At 65.8% G+C, this 14,358-nt stretch carries 12 protein-coding genes; 11 read left to right on the forward strand and 1 reads right to left on the reverse strand.

Annotation, left to right across the window (positions count from 1 at the left end):
• Positions 1-104: 104 nt before the first annotated feature.
• The 11 genes from FIV42_RS23935 to FIV42_RS23985 all read left to right on the forward strand — a co-directional run bounded on the left by FIV42_RS23935 (position 105) and on the right by FIV42_RS23985 (position 13,155).
• Positions 105-587 (forward strand): FixH family protein, encoded by a 483-nt coding sequence (locus FIV42_RS23935; RefSeq protein ID WP_141200136.1) that lies wholly within the window; start codon positions 105-107, stop codon positions 585-587.
• Positions 584-3,190 (forward strand): heavy metal translocating P-type ATPase, encoded by a 2,607-nt coding sequence (locus FIV42_RS23940; protein ID WP_141200137.1) that lies wholly within the window; start codon positions 584-586, stop codon positions 3,188-3,190. Before FIV42_RS23935 ends, FIV42_RS23940 begins: the two co-directional genes overlap by 4 nt.
• The gene (gene ccoS, locus FIV42_RS30970) at positions 3,150-3,269 is read left to right on the forward strand and encodes a cbb3-type cytochrome oxidase assembly protein CcoS (protein WP_246099109.1); all 120 of its coding nucleotides are present in this window, start codon (positions 3,150-3,152) and stop codon (positions 3,267-3,269) included. Before FIV42_RS23940 ends, ccoS begins: the two co-directional genes overlap by 41 nt.
• 45 nt (positions 3,270-3,314) lie before the next feature.
• Positions 3,315-4,484, forward strand: coding sequence for a protoglobin domain-containing protein (locus FIV42_RS23950; RefSeq protein WP_141200139.1), 1,170 nt, complete (start codon positions 3,315-3,317; stop codon positions 4,482-4,484).
• Between the two features lie 38 nt (positions 4,485-4,522).
• The gene (locus FIV42_RS23955; protein ID WP_222615305.1) at positions 4,523-5,920 is read left to right on the forward strand and encodes a sigma-54-dependent transcriptional regulator; all 1,398 of its coding nucleotides are present in this window, start codon (positions 4,523-4,525) and stop codon (positions 5,918-5,920) included.
• Positions 5,921-6,085: 165 nt separating this feature from the next.
• Entirely contained in the window at positions 6,086-8,029 is a 1,944-nt protein-coding gene (locus FIV42_RS23960) for a cytochrome c/FTR1 family iron permease (RefSeq protein ID WP_141200140.1), read from the forward strand.
• Between the two features lie 32 nt (positions 8,030-8,061).
• Entirely contained in the window at positions 8,062-8,571 is a 510-nt protein-coding gene (locus FIV42_RS23965) for a CBS domain-containing protein (protein WP_141200141.1), read from the forward strand.
• A gap of 109 nt (positions 8,572-8,680) precedes the next feature.
• Positions 8,681-9,688 carry a beta propeller repeat protein gene (locus tag FIV42_RS23970; RefSeq protein ID WP_141200142.1) on the forward strand — a complete coding sequence of 336 codons (1,008 nt, stop codon included), beginning with the start codon at positions 8,681-8,683 and terminating at the stop codon, positions 9,686-9,688.
• The gene (locus FIV42_RS30610) at positions 9,685-12,042 is read left to right on the forward strand and encodes a di-heme oxidoredictase family protein (RefSeq protein WP_141200143.1); all 2,358 of its coding nucleotides are present in this window, start codon (positions 9,685-9,687) and stop codon (positions 12,040-12,042) included. The genes FIV42_RS23970 and FIV42_RS30610 overlap by 4 nt, the downstream gene beginning before the upstream one ends.
• A gap of 8 nt (positions 12,043-12,050) precedes the next feature.
• On the forward strand, positions 12,051-12,587 hold the full coding sequence (locus FIV42_RS23980; RefSeq protein ID WP_146983782.1) for a hypothetical protein: 537 nt from the start codon (positions 12,051-12,053) through the stop codon (positions 12,585-12,587).
• Entirely contained in the window at positions 12,574-13,155 is a 582-nt protein-coding gene (locus FIV42_RS23985) for a DUF192 domain-containing protein (protein WP_141200145.1), read from the forward strand. The genes FIV42_RS23980 and FIV42_RS23985 overlap by 14 nt, the downstream gene beginning before the upstream one ends.
• 321 nt (positions 13,156-13,476) lie before the next feature.
• Here the strand turns inward: FIV42_RS23985 and tnpA are convergent, their stop codons facing one another.
• Positions 13,477-13,905 carry an IS200/IS605 family transposase gene (tnpA, locus tag FIV42_RS23990; protein WP_168210905.1) on the reverse strand — a complete coding sequence of 143 codons (429 nt, stop codon included), beginning with the start codon at positions 13,903-13,905 and terminating at the stop codon, positions 13,477-13,479.
• Between the last annotated feature and the right edge of the window lie 453 nt (positions 13,906-14,358).

Here is a 14,358-nt window from a genome sequence, read left to right on the forward strand (position 1 = left end):
GCCGAAAATCTTGCGCCTTGGCCACAATCTTGCACGTGGTCGAGGCGTAAGTTGCATCAGAGACGCCGCAGAGGGTGCGTCGTAGGACGCTCTAGGAGAAAGATATGTTTGGCATTCCCGAGAAGTACTTTTGGCCTGGCCTGATCATCACGCTGCTTTCGTCGAGCGTGATCTGGTGGACCAGCATGCTGTTCATCGCCAAGTCCGACGGCGGCCCGCAGGTCGTGGACAACTACTATCAGAAGTCGGTCGACTACGAGGTCACGAAGGCCTCGCGCCTCGCCGCCCAGAAGAGCGGCTGGACGGTCGACGTGGCCTGGACGGTGGCCCAAGACAATACCGTCGAGCTTCGCTTCGTCGACAAGAGCGGAGCGCCCATCAGCGGCCTCGAGGGGAGCGTCGAGTTGCGCCGCCCCGACCGCGCCGGCGCCTTCGGCTCGGCCAAGCTCGAGCCGGTCGACGGCACACCGGGAAGCTATATGGTGCAGGTCGCACCCGACAAACCCGGATTGTGGGACATGGTCATCGACGCGCGTCAGGGCAGCCAGGACTATCGGTTCGAGGTCCGTGAGGAGGTCTCCCTTTGAGCGACGTCGTCTCCGATAAGCGGGTCGACGAGGCGCTCGAGTGCGCCCACTGCGGCCTGCCCGTGCCCGGCGAGCCGGAAGGGCCGGGGCCGCATTTTTGCTGTCCGGGTTGCCGCGCGGTCTACAGCGCGCTGCACGAGGCGGGGTTGGAAGATTTCTACCAACTCCGCGAGATCACGGGCGCCGACGGCGGCGCGCCGGTGGGAGAAGAGCTTCCCAGCGCCGGCGAAGACTTCGACGCCGAATGGTTCACCGAGCGGCACACGCGCGAGCTGGCCGACGGCACGCGCGAGGCCGAGCTGTATATCGAGGGCGTCCACTGTGCGGGCTGCGTTTGGATCACCGAGCGCATGCCCCAATACGTCGATGGCGTGGTCGACGCCCGCCTCGACTTGCCCCGCGCCCGCCTGACGGTGCGCTGGGAGCCCGAACAGGGCAAATTGTCGAAGGCCGCCGATTGGCTGGCCCACTTTGGCTACTCCCCCCATCCGATTCGCGGCGAAAACAGCCGTGCGCGCACTCGCGGCGAGCGCAAACTCCTGTTCAAAGTCGGCGTCTCTTGGGCGCTGGCGGCCAACGTCATGTTGCTCGCCCTGGCGCTGTATGCCGGCCTCGATCTGGCCAACGATGCAGCGCTGGCCACCGGCGTGCGTTGGCTGAGCCTGGTGCTCGCCACCGGCTCGGTGCTGTATGGCGGCGCCGAGTTCTTCCGGCGCGCGGCCGTGTCGATTCGATCCGTATTCGGCGAAGGCGGCCTGGGCGGGCTGCTCAAGCTGTCGATGGACGTGCCCATTTCACTGGGCATTTTCGTCGGTTGGGCGCACAGCGCCTGGGCGACGGCGTCCGGAAGCGGCGAGATCTGGTTCGACTCCATCGCCGTGCTCATCGCCGCGCTGTTGACCGCGCGTTGGCTGCAGATCCGCGGCCGTCGCGTCGCGGGCGACGCGGCCGACAGGTTGCTCTCGCTCATCCCGACCACCGCACGGCGCGTGCGCGACGGCGAAGAAGAGCAGGTGCCCGTCGAAGAGCTCCAGATTGGCGACATCATCGACGTGCGCCCGGGCGAGGTCGTGCCGGCCGACGGCACGCTCGTCACCGGGCAGACCACCGCCCACCGGGCCGTGCTCACCGGCGAGAGCCGGCCCGAGCCGGTCAAAAAAGGCGAGCCGATGCACGCCGGCGAGACGAACCTGGGCGCGCCCATTCGCCTGGAAGTCGCGGCCGTCGGCGAAGAGACCCGCGTCGGGAAGCTTTTGGCCTGGGTCGAGGAGCGTTCGCGAAAGCGCGCGCCCATCGTGCAGAAGGCCGACCGATTGGGCGGCATCTTCGTGCTCGTGACCGTCTTCGCCGCGCTCGTGACCGGACTCGTGTGGTGGCAAATCGCGCCGTCCGAGGCCGTCGCCCACGTGGTGGCGCTACTGGTGGTCGCCTGTCCGTGTGCGTTGGGCATGGCTACGCCGCTCGCCTTATCGGTGGGCGTGGGCCAGGCCGCGCGGCGCGGCATCTACGTCAAACACGACGACGTGCTCGAGGCGCTAGCGCAGGTGAGCTGGGTGGTCTTCGACAAGACCGGCACGCTCACACGCGGCGAAATGGCGGTGACCGACGTGGTCGGCTCGGCCGAGGCTGTGCAACTCGCCGCCGCGCTCGAGTCGCAGAGCAACCACCCGATTGCACGCGCGCTCGCCGCCGAATTGGACGCGCAGAAATTGCGTGAGAGGGTCGGCGGCCTGCAAAACTTGCGTGACATCCTTTCAGACACGGTGGAACACGCAGGAAAGGGCATCGAGGGCGTGGTCGGCGGCCGAAAGATCTGCGTCGGAAAACCCGACTGGATCGCCGAGACGGCCGTATCTTCGTTCTCCGTCGACGAGGCGGTCGCCCAAATGACCGGCCGTGGACACACGCCCGTGGCGATCAGCGTCGACGGCAAGCTCGAGGCGGTGGTCGGCATCGGCGATCCCATTCGCGACGAGTCTGCGAAATTTTTGCGCGAGCTCGAGCGACGCGGCGTCCAGCCCGTCATCCTTTCGGGCGACCATCCGGAAGTCGTCGCGCACGTGGCCAGCGAGTTGGGCATCGACGCTCGATTCGCCCACGGCGGTGTGTCGCCCGAGGGCAAAGCCGCCTTCGTCAGTGACCTGCGTGAGCGTCAACAACAGGACGCGTCCGGCGGCCGGATTGCGATGGTCGGAGACGGCGTCAACGACGCTGCAGCCCTGCAGGCGGCCGATATTGGCATCGCCGTCGACGGCGGCGCCGAGGCGAGCCTGGTCGCCGCCGACGTCTTTATGACCCGCCCCGGACTCGAGCCGGTCTACGAGCTCATCGAGGGCTCGCACCGGGTGATGAAGGTGGTGCATCGCAACCTGTCGATGTCGGCCGGTTACAACGCGATCGCCGTCGCCGCGGCAGCCTTCGGTTTGATTGGCCCGCTTATTGCAGCGGTGGCTATGCCGTTGAGTTCGGTGGCCGTGGTAGTGTCATCGCTGGTTCAAACTTCGTTCGCAGAGAAGTCGTATGGAAATTCTCTTCCTGCTCATTCCGATCGCGCTGGTCATCGTGGCGGCGGCGGTCACCGGGTTTTGGTGGGCGACGCGTGACGGCCAGTTCGACGATCTGGAAACGCCGGCCGTGCGCATTCTGCTCGACGACAAGAATACCGACGAATCTAAGAAGTGAGGGGCCGCCCAGCGGAATTTGGCCTCGACTGAAAGGTTAATACACATGCATTTCTCGAAGGAAATCAAAGACTATATGGGCTTTAGCGGCCGGGACGCCGAGTGCCTCAACGGGCTGCACCCGATCGTGAGGCCGTACTTCGAGGAGATCGTCGATCACTTCTACAGCTCACTGAAGCAGAACCCGCGCACCAAAGACGTCTTCACCGGGCCCGAGCAACTCGAGCGGTTGGGCAAGAGCCTTCACCGTTGGCTCGACGAGGTGTTTACCGGGCCGTTCGACGAAGAGTATTTTCGCAAGCGTCAACATGTCGGGCGGGTGCACGTCGACGTCGGCCTGCAGCCGCAATTCATGTTCGGGGCGATGAATATCATTCGCATCGACCTGACGCGCGCGGTTTTCAAGGAGGAAGAGCGGCTCGAAGAGCTGCAGGTCAACCCGCGCGACTGCGTCGAGAGCATCGAGCGCATCCTCGACCTCGAGCTGACGATCATGACCCAGGCGTACTGGGACAAGCTCATGGAGATGAAGCTCGAGATTCCCTCGGCGCTCGCCGCCGGGTTGGCTCACGAGATTCGCAACCCGCTGAACACCATGGGGCTGCAGTTGACCTTATTGGACCGGCGCATTCGCGACGTCGCCAAGGTCGACGACACCGCCGAAGAGCGCATCTCGCCCATCGTCGACGCGCTGCGCTCGGAGCTCGAGCGCATTCGCACGCTGACCAGCGAGATCATGGACTTCGCCAAGCCGATCGAAGTCAGCCCCGCCTGGCATGACGCCGGCGAGCTGCTCGGTGAGCTCGAGCGGGTCCACGGCCCCACGTTGGAGACTTCTCAGATTACCTTCGAGACCGAACTCGAGGGCGACGCGCCCATCTGGTGCGACATCGACCGCATGCGCCAGGTGCTTGTGAACCTGCTGACCAACGCCGTCGAGGCCATCGACGACGAAGGCACCATCAGAGTGTGCGTCGACAACGCCGAGTACGGCACCACGTTGACCGTCGAGGATAGTGGCGAGGGCATGGCTCCCGCGCTCAAGTATCGCATCTTCGATTTGTTCTTTACGACCAAAGCGGCGGGGACCGGAATCGGCCTGCCGATCATCAAAAAGATTGTCGAAGCGCACGGCGGCTCGATCGACGTGTCTTCACAGCCTGGCAAGGGCTCGAAATTCTCCGTGTTTCTTCCACGGCCGGAGCTTCGAGACTGAGCCCGACTGATTCGAGACTATAAAACCCCGAGAATCACATGTCCTCCATGACCATGCACGACGAAACGATGAACGAGATGAGCGCCGACCGTGGTCGGATCCTGATCGTCGACGACGAGCAGCACGCCCGCGAGGCGCTGGCTGTTTTGCTCGAGGAAGACGGCTATGACGTGCGCGACGCCCCCGACGGCTTCAAAGCCCTGGGAGTGCTGCGCGACTGGGAGTGCGACATCCTGGTGACCGACTTGCGTATGCCGGTCATGGATGGGCTCACGCTCATCAAGAAGGCGCGCGAGGAGTTCCCGGAGCTCACCTGCTTGGTCATGACCGCGTTCGGCAGCGTCGAGAACGCCGTCGAGGCGATGAAGTCGGGCGCCGACGATTACCTGACCAAGCCGCTGAACTTCGACGCGGTCGAAATCGTCATCGACCGAGCCTTGGAGCGCACCCGCATGCGCCGCGAGCTCGATCGTCTGCGCAACGGCGTGAGCCTGGGCGGGGCGACCACGCAGATGGTCGGCAACAGCCCTCCGATGCAGAAGCTCAAGGGCATGATCGACCAGGTCGCCACCTCGCGCGCCACGGTGCTCATCACCGGCGAGTCGGGTACCGGTAAAGAGCTCGTCGCTCGGTTGATTCACGAGCGCAGCGACCGCTCCGAGAAGCCGTTTGTGCGGCTTCACTGCTCGGCGCTGGCCGAGACGCTGCTCGAGAGTGAGCTGTTCGGACACGAGAAGGGCGCCTTCACCGGCGCGGCCAGTCAGCGCACCGGTCGCTTCGAGGAGGCCAACGGCGGCACGCTCTTCCTCGACGAGATCGGCGAGATTCCGATGGCCACTCAGGTCAAGCTGCTTCGCTTCCTGCAAGAGCGCGAGTTCGAGCGCGTCGGCGGCAACCAGACCATCTCGGTCGACGTGCGCATCATCGCCGCGACCAACCGCGACCTCGAGCAAGAGGTGCGCGACGGCAACTTCCGCGAGGACTTGTACTACCGCCTCAACGTCATCCACCTGAACACGCCGCCGTTGCGCGTGCGCCGCGGCGATATCGCGCCGTTGGCGAGTCACTTCGTGGCCAAGTATGCCCGGCAGAACGGCAAAGAGATCGACGAGATCTCTCCCGAGGTCATCGAGGCGCTGTCTCAGTACGACTGGCCGGGTAACGTGCGTGAGCTCGAGAACACCATCGAGCGCGCCGTGGTGCTGGCCAACGGAACGCGCATCGAGATGAGCCACCTGCCCGACAACTTCGGCCAGACGTCGTTCGCGCCCAACAGCGAGATTCGCATCCCCGGGTCGACCCTCGAGGATATCGAGCGCTACGCCATCTTGAAGACCTACGAGGCCGCCGGCGGCAGCACCAGCGAGACCGCCGAGGTGCTCGACATCAGCGTGCGCAAGGTGCAGTACAAGCTCAAAGATTACCGGGGTGAGTGAGAGTTCGAGATAGCGAATGATCGAGTGACCGAGTGACGCTGAGGGCGTGGCTCGGTCACTTGCTTTTTGTCCTCACCTTATCGAACCGCGAAATTGAAAGTCGTTATCAGTATGTGGTAGTGCAAGTTCGTGGTCAGTTGTTCTCTCCCTCGGTGTCCTCCAGCCATGTTCCATCTCCTCGAGCAGCACGTGTTCTCCCGGTTTCTTGCTGCGCTTATCTTGGTTTGCAGTGTCCTCTTCGCCGCGACTGCGTCGGCGCAGACCGATGACGGTCACCGACTCGTCGGGCTGCTCGACTATATCGGCGCGGACTACGCGGCTGCGGTCAAAGACGGCGAGGTCATCAACGACTTCGAGTTCCGCGAGATGCAGGAACTCGCGGACGACGCGCAGACCTTCGCCAAAGGCTCGAAGCAGGCCCCGGAAGAGCTCTCCAAGACCTTGGTCGAGCTCGACGCGCTCATCGAACGAAAGGCGAGTCGTGCCGAGGTCGCCCAGACGGCGCTGCACGCTCGGAAGCTCGTCGTCGATAGCTTCGAGGTGGCCCTCGCACCGACGCAGGCGCCGGAGCTGACGAGCGGGCGCGAGTTGTACGAGGCCAACTGCGTGCAGTGTCACGGCGCAGACGGGCGCGCCCAGGTGCCGGGCGTCGACCAGATGGAGCCCACGCCGACCAACTTCACCGACGCGGGCACGCGTGCGGTGCTCTCGCCGTACAGGGTGTTCAACACGACCAGCTTCGGCATCGAGGGCACGCCGATGCGCGCCTTCTCGGAGCTCTCTGCGAGCGAGCGCTGGGATATCGCCTTCTACGTGATGTCGCTGGCGCACGGACATCAAACGGAGGGCTCGGCCGCCGAGTTGCCCGAGAGCTTCGACGCCAGCTTGGCGACGTTGGCGTCGCTGTCGGACAGAGACCTGCGAGGCCGCTTGATCGAAGCAGGCGTCGCGAAAGAGCAGGTCGACGCGGCCGTGTCGTACCTGCGCGTCGAGGCTCCCAAGGCGGTTGAAGAGGGCAAGGCGGACGCGCTCGCGGTGGCGTTCTCGCACATCGATCGGGCCGAGAGTGCGTTCGAAGGGGGCGACTACAAGCTCGCCAGAAAGGAAGTCCTGTCGGCGTATCTCGACGGGTTCGAGCCCGTGGAGAGCAGGCTGTCGGCCATCGACGGCGACCTCGTCGCGCAGACCGAAGCGCACTTCATGACGCTTCGCGACGCGCTCGAAAACGAAAAGGCCGAGCGGGCCGAGGCGCAGTTCGCCGCGCTTCGCGCTTCGCTCGACCAGGCCGAGGCGGCGCTGGGGCAGGGCGGCGGCCAAGCGTGGACCGCGGCGGTAGCCAGCGCAGTCATCATCTTGCGCGAAGGTCTCGAGGTGGTGTTGCTGATCGGCTTGCTGCTCGGTTTGCTGCGCCGGTTCGGCGCTCCCGAATCGCGCAAATTCGTGCACGCGGGCTGGGCGGCTGCGCTGCTGGCCGGCGGCGCGACCTGGTGGGTCGCCAACGAGCTCATCGCGATTTCGGGCGCCGGGCGTGAACTCATCGAGGGAATCGTCGGGTTGCTGGCCGCGGCGGTGCTCTTCTCGGTCAGCTATTGGTTCATGTCGAACCTGCACGGCCAGAAGTGGCTGGAGTTCATCAAGGAGAAGATCGCGCAGAAGGCCAGCGGCGGGCAGATGTTCGCCTTGTTCGGGCTCGCTTTCCTGGCGGTCTATCGCGAGGCGTTCGAGACCATTTTGTTCTATCAGGCGCTGCTCATCGAGGCCGAGGGCAGCGAGGGCGCAGTGATCGCCGGCATGGTGGGCGGCGGCGCGGTCTTGGCGGTGGTCGCCGTCTTGATTTTGAAGGCCGGGAAGAAGTTACCCATCAAGCCGTTCTTTGCTGTGTCCGGGGCGCTGTTGTACGCGCTGTGCATCGTTCTGGTGGGCAGCGGGCTCCACGCGTTTGTCGAGGCAGGTTATCTGCCTGTGTTCTCGTTGCCCCTGCCGACCGTCTCGTGGCTCGGGTTCTATCCCGAGGTCATCACGGTGACGGCTCAGACGTTGTTGATCGTCGCCGGGGTGGTTTGGGGAGTTCACACGGTCAAAAAGACTCGGGCCGGAGCGCCCGCGTGAGAGTCGGCCGACGCGCCGGCGAGGGAGATGTGATGTCATCGACAGATTTTTTCGACAAGTTATTCGGCGATCTAGAGACGCTGCCAGAGATCGATCCCGAAGACCGTATCGTCGTCAGGGATCTGATGACCGCCTACGTGTTGGCCGTCGACGTCGACGCGGCCCTGCGCACGGCCAAACGTGCGATGGAGAAGCACGCCATCCGTCACGTGCCGGTCGTCGACTGCGGGCGCGTCATCGGGATGCTCAGCCAACGTGAGCTCGCCTCGGCGGCGTATATCGCCCACCACTTCGACGCCGATCGCGACGCCTACGAGGAGTTCATCGAAAGCCCCGTGCGCGGCTTCCTCAAGACGCGTTTCAGCGCCGAGCGCGACGTGATCACCATCGGCGCCGACGAGTCGATCCAGCGGGCGGTCGATTTGCTCGTGCAGAACCGGCTCACCGCGCTGCCTGTGCTGGGCAGCCGCGGTGATTTGGTCGGCATCCTCAGCTATATCGATGTGCTGAACGGGCTTCGCGGACTCTTCGAGCGCATCTGAGCGATGCGTCGGGCGAGGCCGCGCCGCACCGGGCTTCAATCGATACGATGATTTTCACCGGGTTGAACGATTTGCTAGACTCCCAGCCATGATCGTTTGGGAGTCACAGATGTTCAGAATCACCGCGCTCGCCCTGGCTTTGCTGCTCGTCGCATGCGGGCCCGATGGCGGCGACAATAACGACCCAGCCGAGGGGTGGCAGGATGCATTCGACGCCAGTCAGTCCGGCTGGTTGTTGAGCGTAGCTGGCGCGTCTTCCTCGGAGGTCTACGCCGCGGGCGGAACTCCGGAGGAGGGCCGGCTCTGGCGCTACGACGGAAGCACTTGGGCCGAGGATGAACTCCCCGAGGGCGTCCCGCTCCTCAACTGGGTGCACGTGTTCGACGACGGCACCCCCATCATCGCCGGCAACGGCGGCACCGTGCTTCGCCGCGAAGGCGACGCGTGGGTCGCCGAGCAGACTCCGACCGAACAAGACCTGTGGGGTATTTGGGGCGCGAGCCCCGACGATGTGTGGGCCGTAGGCGGCAACGGGCGCGACGAAGGCGCCGCGACCGTGCTTCGGCGCGGGGCCGACGGCACCTGGCAAGCGCAGACGCTGCCCGAGATGGAGCGCCCCAACGTGCGCGCCTTCTTCAAGGTCTGGGGCACCGGGGCGGACAACGTCTACATTGTCGGCCAGCGCGGCGCGGTGCTCCGTTGGGACGGGCAGGCGCTCGAAGAGCTGCTCGTCGGCACGAGCGAAGATCTCATCTCGCTGTGGGGCACAGGCCCTGACAATATCGTGATGGTCGGGGGACGCTCGAACGGCGTCGTCGTTCGCTTCGACGGCACCGAATGGACGCACGCGTCGCTCGCGCCCACGCCGGGGCTCAACGGCGTGTGGATGGACGAGGCGGAGACGGCCTGGGTGGCCGGCAACGCCGGCACGCTCGGCCGACTCGATACGGCTGAGTTGAGCTTGGAGACCCAACCGATCGACACGACCCTCGAGATGCACGCCATTTTCGGCACGGGCGACGCGCTCTTTTCGGTCGGCGGGAACTTCGGCATGCCGATGGGGCCTTATGAAGGCGTGGCGCTGCAACGCGCGGCCGGCGGGGAGGGCTCGCGATGAAGACTCGGCTGATCACGACTCTGTTGGCGATCGCGGCGGTGCTCGCGGGCGGCTGTAGCGGCTGCGACGAGCCCAACGATCCGCCCCCGAAGGTGGCGACCGATATCTTCGCCGAGATGGGCGAGCCGATGCCGTCGGCGACCGACGAGCAGCTCGAGGCCTTCGAGCGCGGCCGCGCCGTGGCGCTCGAGCGCCACACCGTGGACACCGGGTTGGGGCCGGAGTTCAATACCTCCTTTTGCGCGAGCTGCCACGAGCAGCCTACGACCGGCGGGTCGAGCCCGCGCTACCGCAATTTCCTGCTCACGGGCACGCGCTTGTCCGACGACTCGTTGGTGCTCTTCGGAAAGGACGGGGTGCAGACGCAGTTTCGCACCGAGGCGCCGTATCGCGTGGCCACCGACGAGCGGGCGACGCTCTTCGCCACGCGCAACGCCATTCCGTTCTTCGGCGTCGGCGCATTGGCCGAAATCCCCGAAGCGTCCATCCTGGCCAACTCCGACCCCGACGACGAGGACGGCGACGGCATCAGCGGCCGGCCCAACTGGGACCGCGGCTTTGTCGGCCGCTTTGGCCGAAAGGCGCAGACGGTCTCCATCGAGGGCTTCATTCGCGGGCCGCTCTTCAACCATCTGGGGCTGACGTCGAATCCGCTGCCGAACGCGCGCAAGGCAGAGTTGCCGGTGCCCAGCGACCTCGAGACTGGCATGGTCGTTCGGTCGGGCTCGGGCTTTGGGTTGGGCGTGCCTTTTTGCCCGCATTGTCAGGCCGCTGCGCCCGAGGAGCCGCTCTTCGACAGCGACGACGCGGCCGACCCGGAGCTCTCCGAAGACGAGCTCTTCGACCTGGTCTCCTTCGCGATGCTCTTGGCGGCCCCCGCGCCCGACGCGCCGACCGAGGAGAGTGAGCGCGGTGAAGCGCTCTTTGGTGAAATCGGCTGCGCGAAGTGCCACGTGCCGGCGCTCGAAGGCCCGCGTGGACTCGTGATGGCCTACACCGACATGCTCCTGCACGACATGGGCGACGAGCTCGCCGATGGGCTCGCGCAGGGCGTGGCGACCGGCTCGGAGTATCGCACGCAGCCCCTGTGGGGCGTGGCGGCCACCGAGCCGTACCTGCACGACGGCCGCGCCGACACCCTCGACGAGGCGATTCGGTGGCACGGCGGCGAGGCGAAGGCGGTGCGCGAGCGCTACGAGGCGCTGGCCGAGGACGAGCGGGCGGCGATCATCGCGTTTCTGGAGTCACTCGGAGGCCGCGAGCAGCGCTCCTCGGGGCTTCTGCCCCCCGGCCAGCCGGTCGCCGACGTGGGCGAGTACGGCGGGCCCGTGCACGACCTGACGGGCGCCTCGGCCGAGCTCTACAAGCGTGGGCGCGAGGTCTTCGACCGCGATATGACGCTCGAGGCCGGCCTCGGGCCGATGTTCAACGGCGATAGCTGCCGCGCGTGTCACTTCGAGCCGACCATTGGCGGGGCGGGGCCCGTGGGCTTGAACGTCACCCGCGAGGGGATCATCGAAGGTGAATCCGGGCTCTTCTTTACGCCCGAAGGCGGCACGCTCTTGCACCGTTTGGCGACCGACGTGCACGGCCGCCCGGCGGCGGACCCGGACGCCAACGTCGTCGAGCTGCGCCAGACGCCGCCGCTATACGGGCTGGGGCTCGTCGACCAGATCCCGGAGGCGGCGATCGAGGCGAACGCCGATCCCGACGATATGAACGGAGACGGCATCTCCGGCCGCGTCGCCCGACTCGCCGACGGCCGTGTGGGCCGCTTTGGCTGGAAGGGCGACTTTCCCACGCTCGAAGACTTCGTGCGCGACGCGCTCTCCAACGAGGTCGGGCTGACGCTCGCCGACGACGAGGCCTTCTTGGCCGGGGTGGCGACCGACGACGATGCTGTCGAAGACCCCGAATTCGGTGGCGAAGACTACCTGGCGCTCGTCTTCTACACCGCGATGCTCGGCCCGCCCCCGCAGGCCGCGTCCCTCGACGAGACGCAGACTGAGGGCGAGCGCCTCTTTGGGCAGGTCGGCTGCGACAGCTGTCACGTGCCCGAGTTGCCGACGGGGTCGGGCGAGCCGGTTCGGCTCTTCAGCGACCTGTTGCTGCACGACGTGGCACCCGAGGATTACCGCGGCGTCGAGGGCGTGGTCGCCGGGACGCGCGAGTTTCGCACGCCGCCGCTCTGGGGCATCTCGCAGACCGGCCCCTACATGCACGACGGACTCGCCGGCACGCTCGACGAGGCGATTCGACGCCACGCGGGCGAGGCGGCGGGCGTCGTCGAGCGCTACGAACTGATCAGTGACGAAGAGCGCGCCGCGCTCGTCGAATATTTGGAGGCGCTGTGAGACTGCGCATGTCCCCCTGCTTCTTGCTCATCGCAGCGCTGCTGCTCGCCGGATGCCCCGACGAGCCGCCGGATTCCGACGCCGGACACGACGGCGGTGCCGACGGCACGCCGCCTGCGATCGAGGTCGAGCTGGGTGGCCGCCAAGACGGCTCCTTCGTGAAAGTCACCGAGGAGGAGCCCACGCTCGAGGTCGTCTCTGGCTTCCAGGGCGGCTATCATATCGAACCGGGACTGCGCATGGAGACGATCGGCGCCGAGGAGTTTATCTCGGTCGTCGAGTACCGCGTCACCGACGCCGAGACCGGCGAGCTGCTCTCGTCGGACCCCATGAGCTACCGCATCAACCAACGGGCGTGGAATTACGAGCCGGGCGTGGGCCACTTTCGGGTGTGGGAGCAGGTCATCCTCAACGTCGTCGACCCGGATGATGCCGCCGGGCGTCTGGTCGACATCGACGTGCGCGTCTTCGTCGAGGGCGGGCTCGGCGAGGGCACCGACTCGATGACCGTGCGTCTGATCAACGAGGTCAATGAGCTGCGCTAGAACCATCGTCGCTTTGCTCGTCGCCCTCACGCTCGTAGCCTGCGGCGACGGACAACCTCCTGCGCCGAGTTGCCCACCCGCCGAAGAACCCCCAGCGTTCGGCCGCGCATGCTCGGCGGACGGCGAATGCTCGGGCTACCTCGTCTGCATCGACCAAGCGTGCGGCTGGCCCGAGGCGATGTCGGGTGTCGAGGGGCAGGGCACGACGACGATCACCTTCACACGCGCCGACGAAACACTCACCACCTACACCGCCGAAGTCGCCGCCGGCGACCTCGCCCGCTCACGCGGCCTGGCCGAGCGCCCCTGTATGCAGCCCGGCTGGGGCATGCTCTTCGTCCACCCCGACGAAGAGGAACTCCAATACACCGTCGAGGCGATGCGCTTCCCCATTGATCTGGTCTTCGCCGACGCCGACGGCGTCGTCGTGGCGGTCGCCTCCGACCTCACACCCGGCGCGCCGGGGCTGATTTCGTCGGGCGCGCCGGCGAAATATGCCGTCGAGTTGGCGGCCGGGGAGGTCGAGGGGCGTGGGATTGAGGTGGGGGATGGGTTGGTGGTGGAGTGATGTGTGGGGAGGGATGTGTGTTTGGGGTTGTTGTGCCTCAACTCCCCGGACTCCCTTCGGTCGCCCGGGGCTACCGAGGCCTCGCAAAAGGCGCTCGGCGCGGCGCTGGACGGCGGCGCCTTGGTGGGTGGGTTGGCGGTGGTAGGCGACGGGTTGGCGGTGGCCGGCGAGTTGCCCACCAAGGCGCGTAGTCCGCGCCGCGCCGGAGTGAAGCGAAGCGAAACGAAGGCCTCGGTAGCCCGGGGCGACCGTAGCGAAGCGAAGGGAGTCCCGGGACGAGAAGCGAAGGGAGTCCCGGGACGAGAAGCGAGAAGCTCCCATCTAGGCTGCCTCCTCAAATCCCTCCTCCATGATTTCCTCGAACACGCTCCAGGTGATGCCTCGTCGATGATGCTCCTTTTGCTTTTCTACGTAGCGAACGGCGTCTTGGTAATCGAGCGCGCTCAACGTGAAGGCGCCGAACCCGACCTGCCACTTGAAGTTGCGGCGACGACGGAAGTTGCGGCGAATCGCACCGGAAGACTCGGACTTGGTTCGATCGATGAAATGGGACGGAGCAACTTTGGGCTTGATTGCCGCGATGAGATGCACGTGGTCTTCGACGCCGCCAAGGGTGATGATCTTTCCGTCATTTCGAGCTGCCGAACTGATGAGCACCGGGTAGAGGAATTCCTCGATCTCGGCGTCGATCCATTTGGCGCGACCTTTCGTGGCGAAGACAATATGAAAGCGAAAGCGGGTGAATGGCATATCTGGCTCCATAGTGGCTAGGGTGTGCGCAAACCTCTCACTATGGTTTTCGGCAGAATGGGCCGAATCGTTGCGTGGTTTTTGGGTGGATCGCGGCGAGGAGGTCGTGGGGGCGGGATTTTTCTTGGTTGGGGCTATTCGGGGACGTTCGAAGGGAAATGAGCGTTTTGGGTTGTTGTGGCTCGTTTTCCCCCGGACTCCCTTCGGTCGCCCGGGGCTACCGAGGCCTCGCAAAAGGCGCTCGGCGCGGCGCTGGACGGCGGCGCCTTGGTGGGTGGGTTGGCGGTGGTAGGCGACGGGTTGGCGGTGGCGGGCGAGTTGCCCACCAAGGCGCGCAGTCCGCGCCGCGCCGGAGTGAAGCGAAGCGAAACGAAGGCCTCGGTAGCCCGGGGCGACCGTAGCGAAGCGAAGGGAGTCCCGGGAGGATAGGGCGCACCAACTCACCACGTCCCA

Source organism: Persicimonas caeni, assembly GCF_006517175.1.
Lineage (GTDB): Bacteria > Myxococcota_A > Bradymonadia > Bradymonadales > Bradymonadaceae > Persicimonas > Persicimonas caeni.

Coding starts and splice junctions, on each gene's coding strand:
- FIV42_RS23950 (WP_141200139.1), top strand. CDS start 3,315: ATGCATTTCTCGAAGGAAATCAAAGACTATATGGGCTTTAGCGGCCGG.
- FIV42_RS23960 (WP_141200140.1), top strand. CDS start 6,086: ATGTTCCATCTCCTCGAGCAGCACGTGTTCTCCCGGTTTCTTGCTGCG.
- FIV42_RS23955 (WP_222615305.1), top strand. CDS start 4,523: ATGTCCTCCATGACCATGCACGACGAAACGATGAACGAGATGAGCGCC.
- FIV42_RS23965 (WP_141200141.1), top strand. CDS start 8,062: ATGTCATCGACAGATTTTTTCGACAAGTTATTCGGCGATCTAGAGACG.
- FIV42_RS23980 (WP_146983782.1), top strand. CDS start 12,051: ATGTCCCCCTGCTTCTTGCTCATCGCAGCGCTGCTGCTCGCCGGATGC.
- tnpA (WP_168210905.1), bottom strand. CDS start 13,905: ATGCCATTCACCCGCTTTCGCTTTCATATTGTCTTCGCCACGAAAGGT.
- FIV42_RS23970 (WP_141200142.1), top strand. CDS start 8,681: ATGTTCAGAATCACCGCGCTCGCCCTGGCTTTGCTGCTCGTCGCATGC.
- FIV42_RS23935 (WP_141200136.1), top strand. CDS start 105: ATGTTTGGCATTCCCGAGAAGTACTTTTGGCCTGGCCTGATCATCACG.
- FIV42_RS30610 (WP_141200143.1), top strand. CDS start 9,685: ATGAAGACTCGGCTGATCACGACTCTGTTGGCGATCGCGGCGGTGCTC.
- FIV42_RS23985 (WP_141200145.1), top strand. CDS start 12,574: ATGAGCTGCGCTAGAACCATCGTCGCTTTGCTCGTCGCCCTCACGCTC.